General features: G+C 42.9%; 20 protein-coding genes and 1 pseudogene. 15 read left to right on the top strand and 6 right to left on the bottom strand.

Translation table 11 applies throughout. From position 1 onward, the window contains the following. Positions 1–94: 94 nt before the first annotated feature. A complete protein-coding gene (locus I6E61_RS05235; protein ID WP_197130961.1) occupies positions 95–1969 on the bottom strand; it encodes an autotransporter domain-containing protein in 1875 nt (624 codons plus the stop codon). A 385-nt stretch (positions 1970–2354) separates the two neighbouring features. Here I6E61_RS05235 and arfB point away from each other — a divergent pair, with 385 nt between their 5' ends. Both arfB and I6E61_RS05225 read left to right on the top strand, forming a co-directional pair. Beyond that, the gene (gene arfB / locus I6E61_RS05230) at positions 2355–2768 is read left to right on the top strand and encodes an alternative ribosome rescue aminoacyl-tRNA hydrolase ArfB (protein WP_197130942.1); all 414 of its coding nucleotides are present in this window, start codon (positions 2355–2357) and stop codon (positions 2766–2768) included. A gap of 182 nt (positions 2769–2950) precedes the next feature. Next, on the top strand, positions 2951–3652 hold the full coding sequence (locus I6E61_RS05225) for a hypothetical protein (RefSeq protein WP_197130939.1): 702 nt from the start codon (positions 2951–2953) through the stop codon (positions 3650–3652). A 205-nt stretch (positions 3653–3857) separates the two neighbouring features. On the opposite strand, the gene I6E61_RS14390 is transcribed toward I6E61_RS05225, so the two are convergent. Together I6E61_RS14390 and I6E61_RS05215 are read right to left on the bottom strand one after the other, a co-directional pair. Further along, complete coding sequence (locus I6E61_RS14390) at positions 3858–4070, bottom strand: RNA 2'-phosphotransferase (protein ID WP_369074422.1); 213 nt, start codon at positions 4068–4070, stop codon at positions 3858–3860. 30 nt (positions 4071–4100) lie between these two features. After that, the gene (locus I6E61_RS05215) at positions 4101–4790 is read right to left on the bottom strand and encodes a Crp/Fnr family transcriptional regulator (RefSeq protein ID WP_197130936.1); all 690 of its coding nucleotides are present in this window, start codon (positions 4788–4790) and stop codon (positions 4101–4103) included. Positions 4791–4875: 85 nt separating this feature from the next. Here I6E61_RS05215 and I6E61_RS05210 point away from each other — a divergent pair, with 85 nt between their 5' ends. The 4 genes from I6E61_RS05210 (at position 4876) to I6E61_RS05195 (ending at position 8507) form a co-directional block, all read left to right on the top strand. Beyond that, positions 4876–5667, top strand: a complete 792-nt coding sequence (locus I6E61_RS05210) for a class II aldolase/adducin family protein (protein ID WP_227685692.1) — start codon at positions 4876–4878, stop codon at positions 5665–5667. Between the two features lie 7 nt (positions 5668–5674). Beyond that, positions 5675–6547, top strand: coding sequence for an alpha/beta fold hydrolase (locus tag I6E61_RS05205; RefSeq protein WP_197130934.1), 873 nt, complete (start codon positions 5675–5677; stop codon positions 6545–6547). A 410-nt stretch (positions 6548–6957) separates the two neighbouring features. After that, positions 6958–7962, top strand: coding sequence for a 23S rRNA pseudouridine(2604) synthase RluF (gene rluF, locus I6E61_RS05200; RefSeq protein WP_197130931.1), 1005 nt, complete (start codon positions 6958–6960; stop codon positions 7960–7962). Between the two features lie 101 nt (positions 7963–8063). After that, on the top strand, positions 8064–8507 hold the full coding sequence (locus tag I6E61_RS05195; RefSeq protein ID WP_197130928.1) for an SRPBCC family protein: 444 nt from the start codon (positions 8064–8066) through the stop codon (positions 8505–8507). A gap of 70 nt (positions 8508–8577) precedes the next feature. Here I6E61_RS05195 and I6E61_RS05190 read toward each other — a convergent pair whose 3' ends face one another. After that, positions 8578–8889 (bottom strand): DUF1244 domain-containing protein, encoded by a 312-nt coding sequence (locus tag I6E61_RS05190; protein ID WP_110922810.1) that lies wholly within the window; start codon positions 8887–8889, stop codon positions 8578–8580. A 460-nt stretch (positions 8890–9349) separates the two neighbouring features. Between I6E61_RS05190 and I6E61_RS05185 the strand changes: the two genes are divergently transcribed. Next, on the top strand, positions 9350–10144 hold the full coding sequence (locus tag I6E61_RS05185) for a tetratricopeptide repeat protein (RefSeq protein ID WP_197130927.1): 795 nt from the start codon (positions 9350–9352) through the stop codon (positions 10142–10144). A gap of 133 nt (positions 10145–10277) precedes the next feature. Here the strand turns inward: I6E61_RS05185 and I6E61_RS05180 are convergent, their stop codons facing one another. Then, a complete protein-coding gene (locus I6E61_RS05180) occupies positions 10278–11075 on the bottom strand; it encodes a hypothetical protein (protein ID WP_197130925.1) in 798 nt (265 codons plus the stop codon). Between the two features lie 456 nt (positions 11076–11531). Between I6E61_RS05180 and I6E61_RS05175 the strand changes: the two genes are divergently transcribed. Continuing rightward, positions 11532–12029, top strand: a complete 498-nt coding sequence (locus tag I6E61_RS05175; RefSeq protein WP_197130923.1) for a hypothetical protein — start codon at positions 11532–11534, stop codon at positions 12027–12029. A 337-nt stretch (positions 12030–12366) separates the two neighbouring features. On the opposite strand, the gene I6E61_RS05170 is transcribed toward I6E61_RS05175, so the two are convergent. Further along, entirely contained in the window at positions 12367–14931 is a 2565-nt protein-coding gene (locus tag I6E61_RS05170) for a membrane-bound PQQ-dependent dehydrogenase, glucose/quinate/shikimate family (protein ID WP_197130921.1), read from the bottom strand. A 550-nt stretch (positions 14932–15481) separates the two neighbouring features. Between I6E61_RS05170 and pqqA the strand changes: the two genes are divergently transcribed. The 7 genes and pseudogenes from pqqA to I6E61_RS05135 all read left to right on the top strand — a co-directional run bounded on the left by pqqA (position 15482) and on the right by I6E61_RS05135 (position 21447). Then, entirely contained in the window at positions 15482–15556 is a 75-nt protein-coding gene (gene pqqA / locus I6E61_RS05165; RefSeq protein ID WP_075107140.1) for a pyrroloquinoline quinone precursor peptide PqqA, read from the top strand. 79 nt (positions 15557–15635) lie between these two features. Further along, positions 15636–16547: a pyrroloquinoline quinone biosynthesis protein PqqB gene (pqqB, locus tag I6E61_RS05160; RefSeq protein ID WP_197130919.1), complete on the top strand. Its 912-nt coding sequence runs from the start codon at positions 15636–15638 to the stop codon at positions 16545–16547. A gap of 42 nt (positions 16548–16589) precedes the next feature. Beyond that, the gene (gene pqqC, locus I6E61_RS05155; protein ID WP_197130917.1) at positions 16590–17348 is read left to right on the top strand and encodes a pyrroloquinoline-quinone synthase PqqC; all 759 of its coding nucleotides are present in this window, start codon (positions 16590–16592) and stop codon (positions 17346–17348) included. Then, on the top strand, positions 17345–17641 hold the full coding sequence (gene pqqD, locus I6E61_RS05150; RefSeq protein ID WP_197130915.1) for a pyrroloquinoline quinone biosynthesis peptide chaperone PqqD: 297 nt from the start codon (positions 17345–17347) through the stop codon (positions 17639–17641). Before pqqC ends, pqqD begins: the two co-directional genes overlap by 4 nt. Further along, the gene (gene pqqE, locus I6E61_RS05145) at positions 17638–18804 is read left to right on the top strand and encodes a pyrroloquinoline quinone biosynthesis protein PqqE (protein ID WP_197130912.1); all 1167 of its coding nucleotides are present in this window, start codon (positions 17638–17640) and stop codon (positions 18802–18804) included. The genes pqqD and pqqE overlap by 4 nt, the downstream gene beginning before the upstream one ends. A 2-nt stretch (positions 18805–18806) precedes the next feature. Next, positions 18807–19856 carry a dipeptidase gene (locus I6E61_RS05140; RefSeq protein WP_197130909.1) on the top strand — a complete coding sequence of 350 codons (1050 nt, stop codon included), beginning with the start codon at positions 18807–18809 and terminating at the stop codon, positions 19854–19856. A gap of 338 nt (positions 19857–20194) precedes the next feature. Further along, positions 20195–21447 (top strand): annotated as a pseudogene (locus I6E61_RS05135) (IS3 family transposase). Positions 21448–21556: the final 109 nt, after the last annotated feature.

The raw sequence follows: 21556 nt of genomic DNA, 5'->3' as shown, positions 1-21556 counted from the left end.
CAAACGCTTTTTGCGTCAGACGGTTTTATAAGATTTTCAATGCAGTAGTTTTACACCCTAGAATTTACATTTCAATCCCTAATGACAGACTTATTTAAAATGCACCGCTAAGGCCGACGAATAAACTGGTTGATTTATCATCCTCACCTTGTGAATGGGTCACCCCAGCATTAGCATTTAGCTGACCAAAGTTTTTAGATAATCCAAGAGTCATGCCGAGGCTGTCATCATCAGTTTCTATCATTGGTGTGCTAAAGCTAATATTAGACAACGTGTTTAACCGTGCGGTGACGGCGTCACGATTGTCACTCAGTTGTTTTTGGTAATAAATATCACCGAACACGTTTAGATTTTCCATGACATTATGATTGGCTTTAACCCCAAGCTTGCCATAAGTGGTTGTATATTTTTGCTCATCGAATTGCATGGCAATTCCAGAGTTTTCTTGTTCTTCAAGTTCACTAATTTTTACACGGCTAGCGGTTGCACCAACATACGGAGTGATAGCCACGCTGCTGACTTGCATTGGGTAGCCTGCCTGCACGTTGGCGTAAAAACGTTTACCATCAGCATTGGATTTAAATTCTTGCTTATTGCTGCCCAGTGTGACGGCGCGCGTGACATCGACATCCATATTACCAAAGCCAATGGCACCGTTGATTTGTATGCCACCAAAATTGTCTAGCGTATTGCTATGGTAGACACCAAACCCTACTTCATCCAGCTCAATATTGCTTAAACCAGTAGAAACACCTGAGTCATCAAATTCTTTTTGGGTAATATTGCCATATAAGCCAGTGACTGCATTTGCTGAGTTGGGGTGAGCAAAGTCTACGCCGAACAGTACTTGTGTATTGTTGTCACTATCAAATCCTGCGATGTCTTGATTTTCAAATTCTCCTACAGCCCATAACGTGCGGTCAGGCTTTTGCTCGCTGCTTTGAATTTGATTAACGTGTGATTGTAAACGATCATTGGTCGCTAGTCCTGTGGTAGTCGCAATATGTGGTAGGACACCGATTAGGCTAGGTGCTGTGACAACTGCATTGGCGTAGTCAGCAATCAGTTGGTGGGCACTGCCTGTCGGATGGATGCCATCGGCAAAAAAGTAGGTTTCATTAGCATCTGTGGCGACTAAGTCGCTTGATCCACAGGTGAGCGAGCTGTCTGTAGTACAAGCAGGTGTTGTGATATTGGTAAAGCCGTAGGCGGTAGGATTGTCTGCGACCTCTTGCAATAAGCTAAAGGTATCAAGCGGTATGATATTTGCGCCAGTCGTCTCAGCACCAATATACATGGATTGGTTATAAAGGTTGGTAATGTAAGTGCTTTGCGCTTGTGCTGCAGCCCCTTGTTCTATGGCTCTAGGTGTGAGGCCAACATCAGGAATATTCGGTACTAAAATATAGTTTGCACCATTGCTTTGTAGCGTTGCTATGGTTTCGACTTGACTGTTTACTGCTGATGTAATGATGGTCGCAGCATTGTCAGAATCTTCTGCCGCGGCAAGTAAGTCATTTGCACCTGCCCAGACCACATACAGTCCATTAGGGTCAACCTGATTACTGGCAATGTAGTTGTTGACTTGGGTGTTGGCCGAGGCCACAGGAATACCAAAAGCAGTAACATCTTCGCCCGCTCTTGCGCCGCCAATGGCATAGTTATTCCCTGTTTGGCTGCCATCATAAGTATTGGCAACAGCAGTTGTACCCAGTTGTTCAGCGAATGAGGTGGCCCATGTATTGTCAGGGTTGGTTGTGAACTGACCTGATTCTCCTAGTCCAAAGATACCTTGGGTAAGAGGGCTAAAATAACCACCATCCGTTAAGCTGTCACCAAAAAATGTCACGCTACTATAGTCATTAGCATGAGCGAGTCCGGCCGTACATAGTGTAATGGCTAGTATGCTCTGAGTAAGGGTTTTTAGAGTAGGGCGTTTAATAACAGCATGAGGTGTATGATGAGGCATATCGACTTCCTTGTCGTAAATATGGCGGGATTATTAACCGATTGTAACTACTTTTTAAAAACCTAGCAATCTATTTGACTGTAGAGTCCTGTCTTATTTACCGGGTCTTGTTAGACTTGAAGTAGGTATGCTCTCAAAAATCTAAGCCATATTTAACGCTAGGGAACTTTGAAATGTCACTCGTTCATACTTGCGGTCGCTATCAGTATTGTATAATTGATTCAGTTTAAAAGAGAGTCAAGGCAACCGAGTGCAGATATATGTGATACTTCAAGCGAGGCTAACGCTGTCACTCTTTTGTAGAGGATTGACTATAAAGTAGCTGCTTTGTCGATGATGATTTATCATGAGCAGACATTATGGATTATTTATATAAAAGCAAATCATGATTTTCATTAGTAACACTATCCGGTTCAATGACCACGAAGTAGAGATTAGCGCCATACGTGCGCAAGGTGCTGGCGGGCAAAACGTCAATAAAGTCTCTTCTGCCATTCATCTGCGTTTTGACATTAATGCCTCAAGTCTTAGCGCTACGCAAAAAGAGCGTCTATTGGCCAGTAACGATAATCGCATTAGCAAAGAAGGCGTGTTTGTGTTGAAAGCGCAGCAATTTCGCACTCAAGAAAGAAATAAGGCAGATGCTATTGAACGCCTTCAACAATTTATCATACAAGCCACTTCTATCAGCAAAAACCGAAAGCCTACTAGACCTAGCAGAAACGCCAAGCGTAAACGTATGGATAAGAAAACCCAGCGAGGTAAAACCAAGGCGCTGCGAGGTAAAGTAGACTTTTAGCATACTAAAATCATCTCTATTTTGAGCAGCATATATATCTAAAATTGTCTGAATAAGAGACAATACGCCCATAGATTTTAAGGCACTGCGACATTGAAAGTAGTAGTGCGCTAAAAGGCTATTACAAATGAGTAATAGCACACATTTAACAACGTTAATCCAAATAAAAAAGGCAGTTCTGAATGACCAGTGATAATCCGTTTAACTTTTTACCCTTGCAGCCTATCGGCAGGAATGAGACTAATAGTGCTAATGCCTATGCTCCTGAAGACATGATTAAGATATACGAGCAGCAGTTTCTCATTCAAGTGCCTGAAGAGCAGCTGACTGAGTTTTTGCCAGCACTAAAAAGATTTTATGACATTGATAATAATACGTTAGACGTCAGTGCTATCATTTTTGAGGCCATCGCGGAATCCAGTATCATTTACAACCACAAAATCAAAGTAGGCGAATATCAAATACTAGGCGGATTGATAGAAGAAGCGATTGAATATGATGAAGACAATAAAAATGAAGAAGGTGTCGAAGAAGATATCCAAGCTTACACATTAGAATGTAAACGTGATTTTTTCATCAATGATGTAGAGATACCTTATCATTTCAATTTGTTTATTTATGGTGATGGCTATTCTACGTTAACAAAAAAAGAAAGCTTGTTAGAAAAAATGTATTGGTTCGTTAGAGGTAGATTCGAAGAGCATCTATTGGATGACGCTGAAGATAATGAAAGCTTAGAATCTATCAATGAGCAGCTAGCCAGCTTAGGCATTCGTGAAATGGATCTGTCGACTATAGATGGGATAGTTAACTATGTAGAAGACAACATCATAGATGATGCGATGGTCGAGGCATTGAACAAGTTATTAGATGATGCCGAGTAGTATGAAAGGTAAGCCTATAAACTAGGCTGTCGCGGCACATTGCACATTGCACATTGCACATTCTATATGAGCTGTGTCTAAGGCGTGTTGAGCATTCACCGATAGCTGCTATTAGGGCTATTATTGAACGTTCAATACGCCTTTATAGTGAGGGCATATGATAAGCTCATCAGGGTTTTAGTTGATGTAATCTAAAGAGTCTGTACTATTTATAGACGTTTATATAAGCGGGTGGCACTGCTAAAGTAAGCCAAATATTATTTTCTGCTTGATAAAACTTGCACCCATCTTCTTGCATTTTTTGACTATCAATATTTAATACAACAGATTTGCCATAACGCATGCCAACTTTTACAGCTGTCTCATAATCTGTTGCCAGATAAACATATTGCCTGTTTGAAAAATAGCATTGTCTAATAGCAGCGAGTAAAACAAATGATAAGACCAGTTATGCAGGATTCATCATCGCCATCAACTGAGTTTTGTCCTTTATAGTGATAAAGCCATAATGCATATCGATAAGGCTCTGTTTTTGCCACGATTGGATGATTTTATTGATGGTTTGTCTCGTAGTGCCTAGCATAAAACCAAGCTCTTCTTGCGATAAGCGCAGATCTATTTTGATATCATCTCCCATCTGCTTACCATAAATATCGATGAGCCCAATAAGCATGCTAGCCAGTCGCGCTGAGGTGTTGAGTGAAGTAGCATCGTCAATCCAATCAAATGCTCGGCGAATTCGTTGGCAAGTTATAAGTGCGAGGTGCTTGTATAAAATCGGATACGATTGCGCTGTCTGAATGACTAGGTTTCTAGGGATGGAGATTAGAGTCACTTTGTTAATCGTCCACGCATCATGGGTGCGAGGATTGTCATCTATGATAGATATCTCACCAAACCACTCGCCACTAGATAGATGCGCCAGTGTCATGGCATGCCCACTAGCGCTCACATTACACACTCTAATCGTACCCGACACAACAAAGTGTAGAGCGGCATCATCACCATCACCGATGGCATGAATCATTTGACCTTTTTGGTATACCTTTAGCACCGCATCGCCTGCCAGTAGCGGCTGCACAATGGCTGGTAGTTGACTAAACCATAGGTCGTTATTTAAATAATGATTAATATTCATAAGTGTAATGTTTTTGACAGATTTGGTTTTATAAAATGGTGTAAGGTAATCATTCGGGATATCTAAAACAGTAAAGGAATACACCATGCAAACAGCTATGCAAACCACTACATCAATGGATTCATCATCGAGTGTACACCATAATATGAGCGAACAAGAGTGGCAGATGCGAGTAAATCTTGCTGCCTGTTATCGAATGATTGCCTCTTATGGCTGGGACGATCTGGTATTCACTCATATCTCTGCCCGCGTGCCAGGCACTGAGGATGAGTTTTTAATCAATCCATACGGAATGTTATTCGAAGAGATTACAGCATCCAGTCTGGTCAAGGTCAATAAATCAGGCGAGAAAGTAGCACCATCAGAGTTCGACGTAAATCCAGCTGGATTTATCATTCATAGTGCTGTGCACGAAGCTCGCGAAGACGCGCACTGCGTCATTCATCTGCACACAAATGATGGCGTTGCCGTTTCAGCGCAAGAAAAAGGCCTACTGCCCATCTCGCAACAATCATTATTTCCGCTATCCAACTTGGCATATCACGATTATGAAGGCGTCGCATTAAACCCTGAAGAAAAAGTACGCTTGGTTGCCGACTTAGGCGATGCTCATTTCATGATTTTACGCAATCATGGTCTGCTTACTTGTGCCGATACGGTCGCCAATGCGTTTTTGTACATGTATATCATGCAAAGAGCTTGTGAGATTCAGATCAAAGCGCAGAGCGGCGGCGGTGCTTTGACGCCGATACCAGCTCAAATATTGGCAGGTATCCAAGCTGCATCAGAGCAAGTGACCCGAGGTGCGAATGGCGATATCGCATGGCCTGCGTTACTAAGAAAACTGCGCCGCACTGATCCATCATTTGAGGAGTAAGTCTCTAATGATAACTTTGGATGAGTGGCAACGGCAGGGGCAGTATGAATCCGTTCATGGGCACCAAATCTTTACTCGGTATGCAGGGGATAAAAGTGCGCCTGTATTGCTATTGATTCATGGTTACCCTAGTGCCAGTTGGGACTGGGAGGGCATGTGGGAGGCGCTAACCGAGCATTATTATGTCATCACCCTTGATATGCTGGGGTTTGGTTTGTCAGACAAACCCAAAAACGCGCGCTATCTAATCAGTGAGCAGGCCGATATTTATCAAGCGGTTTTAGAAAAGCTGGGCGTTAGTGATTATCATATATTAGCGCATGACTATGGTGATACGGTGGCTCAAGAGTTGCTAGCCAGACAAGTTGATGGTAGTACTGAGCGATACATTGCTAGCGTATGCTTCTTAAACGGTGGTCTATTCCCTGAGACGCACAAACCTATCTTGGTACAGAAGCTATTGCTATCGCCATTAGGCCCTCTGGTATCGAAGTTAATTAATAAACAGAAATTTGCAGGCAGTCTACAGCAGATATTTGGCCCTGACACGCAGCCTACGTCAGAGGTAATAGACACGCTATGGCAGTTGTTAAATCACAATAACGGATTGGCAGTGATGCATAAGTTGATTAACTATATTCCCCAACGCCAGCAGTACCGCGAGCGATGGGTAGGTGCCATTATCAACAGTACTGTACCTGTGAAATTGATTGCTGGTGCCAAAGATCCCATCTCAGGACAGCATATGATTGATCGTTATCGTCAGTTGATACCCGATGCTAATGTAACCAATATGCCTATGTTGGGTCACTATCCGCAGATAGAGGATGCAGCGGCAATCACAGCGGCCTATTTACAATTTAGAAGCAGCATTCTGTAAATACCGTTCAATCTAAAAAAGCAGAGCATCAAATGGTGCTCTGCTTTTTTTATTCTATTATCATTACTTGATTCTCAAGTGCAGATAAGTGATGAGCCGAGTTAGAAAAACGCATCACGGAATGAATAGCATAGGTCAAAGTGAGTTAGTTTCAAAAAACTGCCGAGACAAGCTTAATCTGTCGTAGATTTTCCAATGCTTATCTATTTTTTAAACCTTTGATATGATAAAGAAGTGATTTTGACGCCATTCTGGTTGACACAACTCTGGATATATTTCTAACTCTTCGCTCATCTCTCCTCAAAGGGACACTGAATTTCCTATATAATGAGAGCTATTTCGTTATTGATAATCCATTCAATTTAGGCTTTTTGAGCAAAAAAGCTTTTCCTCAGGTAAAACGGTGCTCTATGTTTAACGCTTCCTCGACTCGTTTGAATAAATACATCAGCGAAAGCGGTATCTGCTCCAGGCGAGATGCTGATCGCTTTATTGAACAAGGTAATGTGTATATTAATGGCAAGCGTGCTCAAGTAGGCGACCAAGTGGTTGCTGGAGATGCGGTAAAGGTCAATGGGCAGTTGATTGAGCCACGAGAGCCCGATGATTTTGTGTTTATCGTCTTGAATAAGCCGGTAGGTATTGTGAGCACCACAGAAAGCTCTGAGAAAAATAACATTGTCGATTTTGTGAGACATAGTTTACGTATTTTCCCGATTGGACGTTTGGATAAAGACTCCCAAGGGTTAATATTTTTGACCAATAATGGCGATCTGGTCAACAAGGTGCTACGTGCTGGTAATAACCATGAAAAAGAGTATCTGGTCACGGTCAATAAGCCGTTAACCGATAGTGTTATTGAAGGTTTGGCGGGCGGTGTGCCGATGCTCGGCAAGATGACGAAAAAATGCCCAGTGACTAAAGTAGCGCCTAATGTGTTTAACATCACGCTAGTTCAAGGTCTAAACCGTCAAATTCGCCGTATGTGTGAGCATTTTGGCTATGAAGTCGTGAAGCTTGAGCGTACACGGATTATGAATGTAAGTCTCAAGGGTACGCCCGTTGGAGACTGGCGAGACTTAACGCCAAAAGAGTTGTCTGTATTACTCAAATCTGTAGAAGACTCTTCTTCGCAAGACAGTAAGTCATCTAAGAAATCTAGTAATGCGCCACGAAAAAAACCTCGTACCGATGCTTCATCAAAGTCAAAATCGTCTTCAAAATCGGCAGGTGCAGCAAAGGGGCGTAACAAATATGCTAAGGATGATGCTAAAAAGCCAGCAGGTTCTAAAGGTAGAGATGGACGTCCTGCTGGTCGTGGTAAGCCGTCAGGGGGTAATGGTAAGTCTGGAGGCAATGGAAAACCTGCTACCAATGGTAGGCGTCCTTCGAAAGGTAGAGGGTCTAAGCGGTAGTAGTTTCGCGATCATAAGTTTTTAACGTGCGACTGCTTTATTCATTTTTTAAATGTCAGTAAGCTAAATAATTTTAACTTTGACCTTAACAGGATAATATTATGTTTAAAATAAAAGTAGAACGCATTGTCAAGAAACCGATTGATGAGGTATTTGAGGCACTGAGTGACCACGCCAGTTATGGCTCATTTAAAGCGGTGGGGGTTGCTAAGTTGGTGAATGAAGGTGACGAGGAGCGCAATGGCGTTGGGGCTTTACGTAGTATTCAAACGGGACCTGTTAAGTTTTGGGAGCGAATTACGGCGTTTGAGCGTCCTACTCACATGCAATACCAAATCGAAAAATCTAAACCTATAAAAATGCGACATGATAAAGGCGTCATTGATTTAAAAGACTTGGGTGATGGCACCACATACGTGACTTGGGTATCTGAGGGTCGATTGACTGTACCATTGCCATTAGTCGGTCGCCTATTTGACCGTCAAATGCAGAAACGAGGAACCATAGGGTTTAGTAGCATACTCAAATCTATAGAAAGCCACTAAATGTATTAATGTGCTAATTGATGACACGCCCTAGTGATGGCTTATTTTATTTGAGCCATCACTGTCAGCTTTAATCTGCTTTGTTCTTAGCAGCTTCAATCTCGTTAAAACGTGCTAACTGCTCTGGTGTGGCTTTTTGTTGATACTTCTCCTTCCACTCAGAGTAAGGCATGCCATACACAAGCTCGCGCGCATCCTCGTATTCGATTTCAATACCACGCTCTTCACCGGCAGCTTTATACCATTTGGATAGACAGTTACGACAAAAGTCGGCAAGGTTCATCAGTTCAATATTTTGTACATCTTTACGTTCATCTAAATGAGCCAATAAGCGACGAAATGCTGCGGCTTCTAATTCAATGTTTGATTCTAATTTTGCCATAATATTTTTCCTAATTATTAATGCTGTTACTGTTTTATAGAGGATTGATTATATAATCAAGAAGTCGATGTTGCTGTTAGGGTCTGTTGAACATTCAAATATTAGGGCTGCTGATTGCTAAAATTGCACCAAACTAGGCGCAAGCTGACGATAATGTCGAGACCTTAACTAGGATTGCAACAACGTTTGGGGTGATTTTAGCATCAGCCTTTCAGGGCAGTACTATTTTCTGCCAATATATGGCGAAATTATTTAACCTAGAATGACTAGGCGTCAAAAATTTCACTGCATATTGCCTAAAAAATAGTGACTGCCAGCACCACATTTGAATGTTCAACAGACCCTAATTGCACTAGCCTAGCTTATAAATAAAATCCTGCATAGTCAAAAAAAGTACGAAATGTCTGCGAATTGTCTATGCTATTTAATGAGATATTTGCTTTTCGTAGGGAGAGTAGTAATGAGGTCTAAATTTAAAACTTCTGTTATTTATAACGTGTTAATTCTGAGCTTGTCATTTGGTTTAACGTTATCAGCTGCTAATGCAGACCTTGCAACGACTCAAGCTATGGCGGAGCAAGGTAATGCGGATGCTCAATTTGAGCTTGGTGTTCTCTATCACGAAGGCAATGGTGTGGAGCAGGACTCTAATAGAGTGGTCGAATGGCTCACCAAAGCGGCCAATCAGGGACAAGCAAAGGCTCAATATGTTCTGGGCGCTATGCACTATTTTGGTAAAGATGTTAAACAAGATTATACCAAGGCTAGGGAGTGGTGGCAGAAGTCAGCTGAGCAAGGCTATGATGAAGCACAGTATAGCCTTGGCGTCATGTACAGTCATGGCGAAGGGGTTGCTCAAAGCGATAACCAAGCATTTAATTGGTATCAAAAAGCAGCTAAGCAAGGACATGCTGATGCTCAAAATAATCTTGCGGTCATGTATGAGAACGGCAGTGGCATGACTAAGGACTATGCCAAAGCAGTCATGTGGTATCAGAAGTCAGCAGCTCAAGGATTAACTGAAGCCGAATATAATCTGGCATGGATGTTCGAGAATGGCTATGGTGTAGATCAAGATTATAAGCAAGCGTTCAACTGGTATCTGAAAGCGGCTGAGCAAGGTGATGCCATGGCAGCATATGTCATCGGTATGATGTACAACTATGGCAGAGGGGTACAGCAGGATAAATCTCAAGCCGATATATGGCTCAATAAAGCTTGTGGGAGTGGGGTGCAAACGCGCTGCAATCAGTAACAACTGTTTTGTTAGACAGGTTTACATCATTGGGTATGTTTACTGTAGGCAATTAAAAATTTAACAGGCACCTTTAGTCGTGTATAGAGTCAAAGAACTCTAAGATAATGTTCGCTTGAATTGAGGACATGCCCTAGCAGCAAGGCACTCTTTTCCATTTACCCTCTACACGTTGTAAGGTGTCGTCGTCAAAGCGTGCCAGTTGCTTGTGCGGATAACGTGTTGCATAGCCTAAAACTGCCTCTAACGTTTTATTACGCACGAACTTTTTGCTGTGTGGATCATAAAGCCAGTAAATATATTTCTCACTGTGGTCACCTTCTGCGGCGTTCAATACCAGATCGAAATAGCCGTCGTAGTTCATGTCTACGTATCTGGTACTGTACGCAGATGCCTCAAACCCCGATAGCTGCTGCACCAGTTTTTTAGTGTCTTTATCAATGACATCTACTCGGGTAATAGTAGAGCGATACCAAAGGTCATTGTCAACGCCATAATATTTAAAAGAAAACTGTGGATAGGTTTTAATAGGAATCGCTGGCGTAAAGGTGGTTTTTTTGATTGTCGCTTTGCCCTCAGGATAGTGGGTGACGGTTCCGACCAAAGTATTGCTGCGTAAATTTAGAGTGCCATCGATAGCATATTCTGGTGGCGCTTCTAAACCCACCTCTGGATCATATGATTTTAAGGTAATATTTAATCCTTTTTGAAACCCTTCGACTGAAACACCGTCATCCTTGTTTAGATAGAATAAAGTGCCATGCGGATTCCACACCCCGGAATATATCGTTAATAAAAACTTTCCATCATCTGAGCGCCAATCACGCTCGGCATAAGTGATGACGTCCGTAATTGGTTTGATAGGTTTTGTAATAATAGCTTTACTGATAGAAGGCGTTTTTATAGGCGTAGCTGCTTGAGTGTTAGGCATCGTAATCATTATTAGTGCTGGCAATAGTAATCCGCTCAAAGCACTTTTGAGTGTTATGTATCCGCATTTTAATCGAAGCATTAACATATCCTATTCTCTTATCAAACGTTTGTGTGGTGATACGTCTACATCTTAGTTGCCGATTGAATGAGAGCCACACATTGCGCTCACCTTCCTTGGGTGCACTGATTTTTTATTATAGCGCTGTTCAGCTGGTGTCACCGAGCATTTATTGTTAATAGAGTTGGTTTGGATTTTATGATTTAGGTATTTTTAATACGACTATAGGTTATTTGAGTTTGGGCTAAACGATAGGCAGATTGAACGCTGGATTGGTCGGCTCTTATCTCTGGTTATACGGTCAACAGTTCGACTCCTATATATCGCACCAATCACGATTTAATACTATTTTCAGGCTTGCAAAGCTTATTAGTCAATATAAGGTTAATTAAAGAAATGGCTCATTTGGATATACATGCTAAAGCAGAGATTGGCAAATCCTTAGCAGGGTTCACACTAGGTGAAAAACTGGAAAGCTTTTTGCCTTATGTCGATCAGAGTGTAGATGGAAATAAAGTTCCTTGGACTGTTTATTTAGCTTTAGAAAATACAGGTGTATTACTGTACGAGATACAGAATAAAAATGGATATAGAATATATTTTTCGGATCCTAAGCTGGAATTTGTATTTAATAAGCAAAGAACTTTATGCATTATTATTGCTGGTACTGGTTATCAAGGCGAAATATTTGAGGGTGGTATCAAAATTGGTAGCCGTATCGGTGATATAAAGCACCCTCTAGTTTTGGATGATACGGAAGATGTGCATTATTTAGCGGATGGTGCAGGACAGTTCATTGAAGGGATATATTTCGTAGCTGGGGGCTTAGAGCTTGAAGAAGATCCCGACTCCATCATAGAAGAAGTTAGGATTTATAATTATAACTTAATATAGTAACTATTCTGGTCTAGATAATATATTACTCAAATAATCTTGAACCGCTCAAACAGTACACCGTGGCGTACACTAGACTTGGTAAAGGCAGAGCAGTTGGACAAAGCTTTAGCGGGTACAACTAAAAAGATACACCTAGCCGATGCCGATGTATATCACCTCGATTTTACAGTCATTGGCAGTGGAGTCCATGACAGTCAAGTTGAAGGGGTTTGATAGCATAAGCGGATTACTTTAATACTGATAAAAGCTATGATTTAAAGGCATTTCATAGTAATAAAGCGGCAATGAATCGAATCATTGCCGCTTTATTGTTAAGCTATGACGTTACTTGGCTTTACTTTGATTTGTCACCAAGTTTATAAGCCAAGACATAATCACCAATGGTTGTACCAACTGAACCATGTCCACCAGCAACCAATAGTACCATTTGCTCACCTTTCGAGTTCAAATAAGTCATTGGTGTGGCTTGACCGCCTGCTGGAATACGAACATTCCATAGCACATCACCATTTTTCAGATCATAAGCTCGGAAGTTGTTTTCCGTCGCTGCTGATAAGAAGGCTACGCCGCCCTTAGTAATGATAGGACCACCGATACCAGGGACACCCAATTCCAGTTTGATAGGAATAGGAGACAAGTCTTGTACGGTACCGTTTTTACGCTGATAGGCGATATCACCTGTGGCCAGATTTGCACCTGCTATCGTGCCCCATGGTGGCTGCTGACAAGGAACACCTAGCGGCGATAAGAAAGGCCCAAGCTCAACCGCATAATCTGCGCCTTCGTTCCCATTGACCCCTTGCTCACCTTTGTTGGTTTCTGCATCACCCAATGTGTCTCTAGGAATGAGTTTTGAGGTAAATGCCAAGTATGTCGGCATACCAAACATCACACCATTCTCAGGATCGACCGCGATGCCGCCCCAGTTAAAGGTGCCGAAGTTACCAGGATAGATCAAACTACCATTGGTTGATGGTGGTGTATAGCGACCATCATAATTGAGCTGATTGAACTCAATACGGCACATCATTTGATCAATGAGACTGGCACCCCACATGTCCTTTTCAGTCAATGGTTCAGGCTCAAAGCTCAAGCCAGAGTAAGGCTGAGTCGGTGCTGCATGCTCTCCTGCTACTAGATACCCTTGCGGCGCATCACGTTCTTTAATCGGTACAATTGGCTCGCCAGTTGCACGGTTCAAGACATAGACGTCACCTTGTTTGGTCGGTACGACCAACGCAGGCTGGACACCATCAGCGGTATCTAAGTCAAGCAGTGTTGGCTGAGCAGGGGTGTCCATATCCCAAAGATCATGATGGACAAACTGCTGAACCCAGCGTACTTCACCTGTTTTGAGATCTAACGCGACCACAGATGTTGCATATTTTTCTTCAGCGGCATTTCGATAACTGCCGAGCTGATCAGGCGTACGATTGCCCATTGGGAAGTATGCCAATCCAAGCTCTTCATCGGCAGTGGCGATTGACCATGAGTTTGGTGAGCTGGTCTTATAAGTTTGGGTTGGGTCATTGACATCGAAAGGCGCTGTGTTTTCAGGATCGCCTGAGTCCCAGTTCCAAAGCAGCTCACCAGTATTGACATTATAAGCACGGATCACACCAGAAGGTGAGTTGACATCATAGTTATCGTTGACAGCACCAGCTACGATGATGGTATCACCGGCGATTACTGGTGGTGACGTCGAATAATAATACCCTGCTTGATTAAATGGCATGTTATGCATCAAATCTAGTGCACCATCATCACCAAAATCTTGGCAGCGTTGTCCAGTGTTTGGATCAAGTGCATATAATTTAGCATCAGAGGTTGGAATAAATATCTTGGCATCGCATTGTTTAGAGGCGTTTTCAAAAGTATTACCAGTGATTTTTTCAACCATCACATTGCTGGTGGCCGCCGCTTCATTAGTAATGGCGCTGTTATTGCTTGTTTCGTCATTAGCAAGGACAGGCGTCGTATCAGAGCCCGATTGACCAGCATAATAAGACACACCACGGCAAGTTTGATGCTGGCGTTGTAGGTTTTTCTCTACTTTTGGATCAAACGTCCATAGTGACTCACCAGAGTCAGCATCTAGTGCCATTACCCAATTGTGAGGCGTACATAGGTACAGCGCATTGCCAATTTTTAACGGCGTTGCTTGATAAGTGGTCTCGCCGACATCGTCAGGACCTTTGACATCACCTGTTTGGATTTGCCAAGCCAGCTCTAAATCTTTGACATTATCAGTGTTGATCTGAGTTAGAGGCGAGTAGCGTTGCCCATAGTCAGTACGACCATACGCGCTCCATTCACCATCTGGCGTTTTCTGGCCGTTTGATAGAGGATCACCAAGATTTGCAGCAGTATCGGTTGATGTTGCGTTTTGCTCGCCATCATCTGCGGCGCTCAAATCAAGCTCGCCCAATTTATCAGTGGCGTTGTTTGCCAAACTACCAAAAGAGAGCAACGCGCCTACGCCGACACTAGCAAGTAGTCCCCAATAATAAAGTGGGCTTTTCTTGTTCGTCTCTGTGGTCGTGTTTGTTGAAGTGCTAGTAGTGCTCGTCGATACGGGAGTCTTATGCCCACGCATCTTATTCGATACCCATGGCAATAGCATGAGCAAACCAAATATGAGCGGGAAACCAACTCGAGGTGCTAGTGCCCACCAGTAAAAGCCAGATTCCCAAAGTGCCCAGACAATGGTCACGACTATAAAGAGAGCATATAGCCCGTAAGCACTCCAATGTTTTTTGAACAATAAAAATGCTGTCGTTAGCATGATAACGCCAGCAAAGAGATAGTAAGGACTACCGCCTAAAGAGAGCAAATAAGCGCCACCGATAAGTAGAGGGGCGGCGAAAATTGCCATAATGATCGCTACGAGTTTTTCCATGAGCGGTATCACCTGTTTACAGAAAGTCAAATTGACATGCAGTGGTCGACACCCAGTAGCCATTAAACGTCTAGGCGTCCAGCAATACATGCATAAATAAAAAACAGAACGTTGGATGACGTTCTAGACTCTATTTTATCATTTGTGCATAAGTTCGGTAAAGGTGGGGTAAGCTGAGAGTAACGGTTCAGCAGGGTTTTTTAGTTGTTGAATTGTTTCTGACACAGTTACATGAAGTCGCGACTATACTGACATATTTCTGCATCATCACGTACTGCCATCAAGCGGTTAAATTCTGATAGTTCCTATTTTAATAGGCTAAAAATCTAGCTTGCCGTTTGCATAGCAGATATTGTGTATAGTATGTGCTTTATTGACTGTGGTATATGTCAAGATAATTATGGCCTGATTATTACCGTTAGACTGCGTGACTCAAATATCCCAAGCCAGTTTTTACAGATTTGACAGCAGGGGGCAGATTATAATACCATTAAGAATTCCCTTTCTTAATCTTACTTACTAAGTAGTGAGATCCTGTCGGAGTAACCTCATGCAGTGGACTAAACCAGCTTTTCAAGACATCCGTATCGGTTTCGAAATCACCATGTATTTTGAAGCACGCTAAAAACTAATAAACCTGCATACATTAAAAGCCCTAGATGACTAGGGCTTTTACTTTTTTAGCAATTTGGAAATATTGATCTATGTATATTCACGTTTTAGGCTCAGCAGCGGGCGGCGGCTTTCCGCAGTGGAATTGCAATTGCCATAATTGTCATGGTGTTCGTCAAGGCACGATTCAAGCAAAGACTCGTACCCAATCTTCGATTGCCATATCAGAAAATGGCATAGATTGGATTTTATTCAATGCGTCTCCTGATATACGCCAACAGTTATTTGAATTTAAGGCGGCACAGCCAGCACGTAACTTAAGAGATACTGGCATCACCAATGTGGTGTTGATGGACAGTCAGCTTGATCATACGACGGGGCTATTAACCCTGCGCGAAGGTTGCCCGATGCCTGTTTGGTGTACTGACATGGTCTATCAAGATCTCACGACAGGATTTCCTCTTTTTAACATGTTAAAGCACTGGAATGGTGGCCTGCAATATCATCAAATTGATCCAAAAAAGACCTTTAAGATTGAAGGCTTTGGCAATTTAGAGTTGACGCCTTTAGTTATTAGAAGCTCTGCACCGCCTTATTCCCCGCATCGCAATGATCCACATGACGGCGATAATATTGCGCTGATTGTGAAAGATTTAAAAACACAAAAACAACTCTTTTATGCGCCAGGTTTGGGCAAAATTGACAATGACGTTATGCAGATCATGAAAACCTCTGATTGCGTGATGATTGACGGCACCCTATGGACTGACAATGAGATGCAAGAATGCGGCGTCGGTACCAAAACTGGCCAAGACATGGGACATTTGCATATTAGTGGTGAAGACGGCTCGCTGAATTATTTAGATCAGTTAGACAACGCGCGTAAGGTGTTGATCCATATCAATAACACCAACCCAGTATTGGACGAACAATCTGAACAGGCTGCGACATTAAAACAACATGGTGTTGAAGTGGCGTTTGATGGTATGCAGATTGAGCTTTAAGACAAACGGTAAGGCGACGACAGCAATCGTAAGGTGAATGCAATGCAACAAGAAAAAACAGCACTTAGCCCAGAAGCGTTTGAACAAGCGATTATGGATAAAGGTCAGTATTATCATATTTATCACCCTTTTCATGTCATGATGCATGAAGGGCAGGCGACACAACAGCAAATCCAAGCGTGGGTCGCCAACCGATTTTATTATCAGATCAATATTCCATTGAAAGACGCGGCCATTATGGCAAATTGCCCCGATCAGCGCGTACGTCAAGAGTGGATTCAACGCATGATTGATCAAGATGGAGTATATCCTGATGGCGGCGGGCGTGAGGCGTGGTTAGGCCTAGCAGAAGCGGTTGGGCTGACTCGTGAGCAAGTAATATCTGAAGAGTTGGTGCTACCAGGTGTGCGTTTTGCCGTCGATGCTTACGTGAATTTCGCACGTCGTACCTCATGGAGAGAAGCTGCCAGTAGCTCACTTACAGAGCTATTTGCCCCGCAGATTCATCAGTCGCGTTTAGAGTCTTGGCCCAAGCATTATCCTTGGATTAAGGAAGAAGGTTATACCTATTTCCGCTCGCGCTTGAGTCAAGCGCGCCGCGATGTTGAGCATGGTCTGACCATCACACTCGACTCATTCAAAACGGCCGAGCAACAAGAGCGAATGTTAGAAATTCTACAGTTTAAACTCGATATCTTATGGACGATCTTGGATGCTTTAAGCTTAGCTTATGTTCATGACCAAGCCCCTTACCAAAGCGTCACCTCTGATAACGTCTGGCATAAAGGATTGTTCAAATGAGTATACCTGCTAGTTTACCTGAGCTGGATCAATCCATCGTACCGGTGTGGCGTCACGGTTATCGTTTTCAATTTGAGCCTGCTCAGAATGCGTATGTCTTACTATACCCTGAAGGCATGATCAAATTAAATGAGAGTGCCAGCATCATTGGGCAACATATTGATGGTCAAGCAACCATCGCTGATATTATCCAAAAGGTGCAAGCCATGTTTGGTGATATGCCTGAAATCGAGCAAGACATCATTGAATATATGCTGGTCGCCCAGCGTGAACATTGGATTGATTTAGTATGACCACACCAGTCGGGCTTCCGCTATGGCTACTTGCTGAGTTGACCTATCGTTGCCCATTACAATGCCCTTATTGCTCCAACCCCATTGATTATGCTCAGTATAAGCAGGAGCTGACGACCCAAGAATGGTTTGATGTGTTTGATCAGGCACGGCAAATGGGTGCGGTGCAACTGGGGTTTTCTGGTGGTGAGCCATTGGTGCGTCAGGACTTAGAAGAGTTGGTCGCTTATGCACATAACCAAGGTTTTTATACCAACTTAATCACCTCAGGCATGGGATTGAACGAAGCTAGGATTGCACATTTAAAAGAAGCTGGCCTTCAGCATATCCAGATCAGCTTTCAAGCCAGTGATCCAACGGTGAACAATGCCTTAGCAGGTTCAAAACATGCCTTTGAGCAAAAATACGAAATGTCACGTCTGGTCAAGCAATACGACTATCCAATGGTGCTCAACTTTGTGATTCATCGGCAAAACATCGATCAGATTGACCAGATTATCGAGCTGTGCTTAGAGCTGGAAGCCGACACGGTTGAGCTGGCTATTTGTCAGTTTTACGGCTGGGCGTTTGAAAATATAGAGGGTTTACTACCAACCAAAGCGCAAGTGGTTCGAGCCGAACGCATTACCAATGAATACCGCAAGCAAATTGAAGAACGTGGTATTAAATGCAAACTTATTTTTGTGGTGCCTGACTATTACGAAGAACGTCCGAAACCTTGCATGGATGGTTGGGGCAAGATTTTCTTAACAGTAGCACCTGATGGCACAGCGCTACCTTGTCATGCTGCCAGACAACTGCCAATACAGTTTCCTAATGTACGAGACACCCAGCTGTCAGATATTTGGTATGAGTCTGCGAGTTTTAATCAGTTTCGCGGTGATGACTGGATGCCCGACATCTGCCAAAGCTGCCCAGATAAAGAACACGATTACGGTGGCTGTCGTTGCCAAGCGTTTATGCTGACTGGAGATGCAAAAAACGCCGATCCTGTGTGTGGCAAATCACCTTATCATTATCTAATCGAGGAAGCGCGTATCAATAGCGAGACGCCTGTACCTTTTGAGGAATTGCGTTTTCGTAACCCTAAAAACTCTAAGCGGCTAAGCAACAAACAGCTGAATGAAGAACAACTGATACCTACTCGTACGGTAACGGATTGAATATGAACGCTCAACCTGTGATATTTGATGGACATAATGATCTGTTGACCCGCCTTTGGCTGAGTTCAGCTACCGATCCTGTGCATGATTTTATTTATGGCACGTTACCGGGACATTTAGATTTACAACGTTGCCGACAAGCGAATTGGATGGGCGGATTATTTTCTATTTTCCTGCCGCCCTACGCTTATGTGAAAAACAACCATCCTGAAAAACTATCTAATCCTACAAACTCAGACTTCACTCCGCAAGAAATCGTCGATATTTGCTGTGCGCAATTGAAACTGGCTCAGCAACTAGAGGCAAGATCTGACGGTCAGATTCAGATCTGCACCTCGTTAGAACAAATTCAGGCCTGTCAGCAGAATAAGCAACTGGCCATTGTATTGCATTTGGAAGGTGCTGAGTTTTTGGCCATACAGCCTGATCTGCTAGATGTGTTTTATGAGGCAGGACTCAGAAGCATTGGCCCACTATGGAATAGAAAGAGCCTCTTCGGTGATGGCTTAAATGCGTCTTTTCCGCATTCTCCAGATACGGGAGCTGGGCTCACGACTCAAGGCAAAGACCTCATTCTTAAGTGCAGTGAAAAGCATATGCTGATCGATGTGTCACATATGAATGAGCGTGCTTTTTGGGATACGTTAGAGATTATTAATCAGCCCATTGTCGCGACACATTCCAATGTTCACGCTTTATGTCAGCAAGCTAGAAATTTAACTGATCAGCAATTAGAAGCTGTTAAACAAAGCAATGGTATGGTTGGGGTGAACTTCGATGTTGCTTTTCTTCGTGCGGATGGGCAGCGCAATACGCAAACCTCACTTGACGTGATTGTCGATCACCTTGATTATCTGGTTGACCATATAGGCGAAGATCATGTTGGTTTTGGCTCTGATTTCGATGGTTGTTTATTACCTGATGGATTGTCAGATATCAGTCAACTCTCTATGCTAATTGAGCGGATGCAACAACGCCATTTCTCTGATCCATTGATTGAAAAGATCACGTCAAAAAATTGGTTTACTGTGCTTGATAAGATATGGGAATGATAGTTGATACGATCGAAAGTATGCTGACATTCAATCTTCCTCTCCTCATAAACAGTCTCTGAAAACTGCCTAAAATTTAGATCGCGACTGATACGAGCCTCCGCTCTATCAGCCAGTGGCTATTATCTCCTGTGCCCGTCCACTCTTTGGAAAGTAAGCAGCATAGTCAAAAATTCCTAGGGTTACTTTGCCTATGCTTTGGTTAGGTATGAGCTACGAGAGTAGTAGAGAAATTAGAACTTGGGTTGCGAGATAAAGGTACATGTACTCATATGAGCTATGCTGAAGAAACCGTACACCTAAACTTGGTAAACTAACGACTCGATTAGGAGTTTACCATGACCAAGAAAATCAGAACCTACAGTGCAGAATTCAAAGCCGAAGCTGTCAAGAAGATAGCGGATAATAACGGCAATATTTCAGCTACTGCAAAGCAATTTGGCATCGCCAAGCAAACGCTATCGAACTGGCATAACAAAGCTAATCAAGGCAAGCTTGAAGGAACTGAGCAGTATGATCCACAGCTTATGGCCGTGATGGAAGAGAACAAACGCCTCAAAAGACAGCTTAAAGTTGCCTAGGAGGAACGAGAGATATTAAAAAAGGCGACGGCGTACTTCGCCAATGAGGAACGTTAAAAAACAGTCTAGTAGACTGTCTTAGTGATGCAAGACGTAGGGCTATGCCCGCAGTAACAGCTAGTAAGGTACGCCTTTGTTGAAGACAACCAGTCCCTCTTAAGCATTACTACTATATGCGGTGTGCTAAAGATTAAGTATTTAAGCTACTACGACTGTCTGGCTGAGTCGCGATATCAGCGACCAGCAGATACATCGCGACCATTGCGAACTACTGGTGAAAGCCGCTCACAGTGAAATTCGTGAGCGCTATGGTGTTGAGCGACTACATGCAAAGCTAACCGAGCAAGGGCACGATATCAGCCAATATATGGTTCAACGTATTAAAGAAGAGCATGGTATGAAATGCCGTCGCCACAAACGTTTTAAAATCACTACTGACTCCAAATATAACAAGCTTTTCTATTCAAACATACTAAATCAGAAGTTTGATGCTAAGCGTCCTAATAAATTGTGGGTCAGTGACATCACCTATATTCGGACTGCTGAGGGTTAGTTATACTTAGCAGGAGTAAAAGATTTATACACCAAAGAGCTGATTGGCTACGCCATTAATGACCGCTGATTTAGTTTGCAAAGCACTTATGGCCATTAAGAGCAAACGTACAAGCCAAGGGCTGATTGTACATTCAGACAGAGGCAGTCAATACTGTAGACACGCGTATCACAAGATCATCAAGCAGCATCTGTTTATAGACTCAATGAGTGGTAAAGGCAAGTTTTTCGACAACGCTCCAATAGAAAGCTTCTGGGGCATGTTGAAGGTTGAAGAATGAGCTGGTATATCATCAAGACTATAAAACAAGGTTCATAGCCATCAACGATATCATCGGCTATATCGAGCTCTACTACATGAGGAGCTATTAGAAAAGCACTGTTTTGCAGCGACGCAAGATAAGAGCTGTGCTCGCAATGAAACGAGAATTCAAAAGGGGTTAGGCTATAGATCGTAAAGGCAGGTATGGTTTGACTTTTAACGTCAGGCTGCGTAACTAAAATCTCGCAAGTTTAGTTATACGGATTTGTCAGCATGAGTCAGTACTTACTAAACTAGGAGTTAGA

The organism is Psychrobacter sp. NZS113 (genome assembly GCF_015864825.1).
GTDB lineage: Bacteria > Pseudomonadota > Gammaproteobacteria > Pseudomonadales > Moraxellaceae > Psychrobacter.
The sequence above is the reverse complement of the archived record's forward strand: the minus strand, read 5'-3'. Positions and strand labels throughout refer to the sequence as shown.

Excerpts from the sequence above, each read along its gene's own strand:
- I6E61_RS05235 (WP_197130961.1), bottom strand. The coding sequence starts at position 1,969 with ATGCCTCATCATACACCTCATGCTGTTATTAAACGCCCTACTCTAAAA.
- arfB (WP_197130942.1), top strand. The coding sequence starts at position 2,355 with ATGATTTTCATTAGTAACACTATCCGGTTCAATGACCACGAAGTAGAG.
- I6E61_RS05225 (WP_197130939.1), top strand. The coding sequence starts at position 2,951 with ATGACCAGTGATAATCCGTTTAACTTTTTACCCTTGCAGCCTATCGGC.
- I6E61_RS05215 (WP_197130936.1), bottom strand. The coding sequence starts at position 4,790 with ATGAATATTAATCATTATTTAAATAACGACCTATGGTTTAGTCAACTA.
- I6E61_RS05210 (WP_227685692.1), top strand. The coding sequence starts at position 4,876 with ATGCAAACAGCTATGCAAACCACTACATCAATGGATTCATCATCGAGT.
- I6E61_RS05205 (WP_197130934.1), top strand. The coding sequence starts at position 5,675 with ATGATAACTTTGGATGAGTGGCAACGGCAGGGGCAGTATGAATCCGTT.
- rluF (WP_197130931.1), top strand. The coding sequence starts at position 6,958 with ATGTTTAACGCTTCCTCGACTCGTTTGAATAAATACATCAGCGAAAGC.
- I6E61_RS05195 (WP_197130928.1), top strand. The coding sequence starts at position 8,064 with ATGTTTAAAATAAAAGTAGAACGCATTGTCAAGAAACCGATTGATGAG.
- I6E61_RS05190 (WP_110922810.1), bottom strand. The coding sequence starts at position 8,889 with ATGGCAAAATTAGAATCAAACATTGAATTAGAAGCCGCAGCATTTCGT.
- I6E61_RS05185 (WP_197130927.1), top strand. The coding sequence starts at position 9,350 with ATGAGGTCTAAATTTAAAACTTCTGTTATTTATAACGTGTTAATTCTG.
- I6E61_RS05180 (WP_197130925.1), bottom strand. The coding sequence starts at position 11,075 with ATGCCTAACACTCAAGCAGCTACGCCTATAAAAACGCCTTCTATCAGT.
- I6E61_RS05175 (WP_197130923.1), top strand. The coding sequence starts at position 11,532 with ATGGCTCATTTGGATATACATGCTAAAGCAGAGATTGGCAAATCCTTA.
- I6E61_RS05170 (WP_197130921.1), bottom strand. The coding sequence starts at position 14,931 with ATGGAAAAACTCGTAGCGATCATTATGGCAATTTTCGCCGCCCCTCTA.
- pqqB (WP_197130919.1), top strand. The coding sequence starts at position 15,636 with ATGTATATTCACGTTTTAGGCTCAGCAGCGGGCGGCGGCTTTCCGCAG.
- pqqC (WP_197130917.1), top strand. The coding sequence starts at position 16,590 with ATGCAACAAGAAAAAACAGCACTTAGCCCAGAAGCGTTTGAACAAGCG.
- pqqD (WP_197130915.1), top strand. The coding sequence starts at position 17,345 with ATGAGTATACCTGCTAGTTTACCTGAGCTGGATCAATCCATCGTACCG.
- pqqE (WP_197130912.1), top strand. The coding sequence starts at position 17,638 with ATGACCACACCAGTCGGGCTTCCGCTATGGCTACTTGCTGAGTTGACC.
- I6E61_RS05140 (WP_197130909.1), top strand. The coding sequence starts at position 18,807 with ATGAACGCTCAACCTGTGATATTTGATGGACATAATGATCTGTTGACC.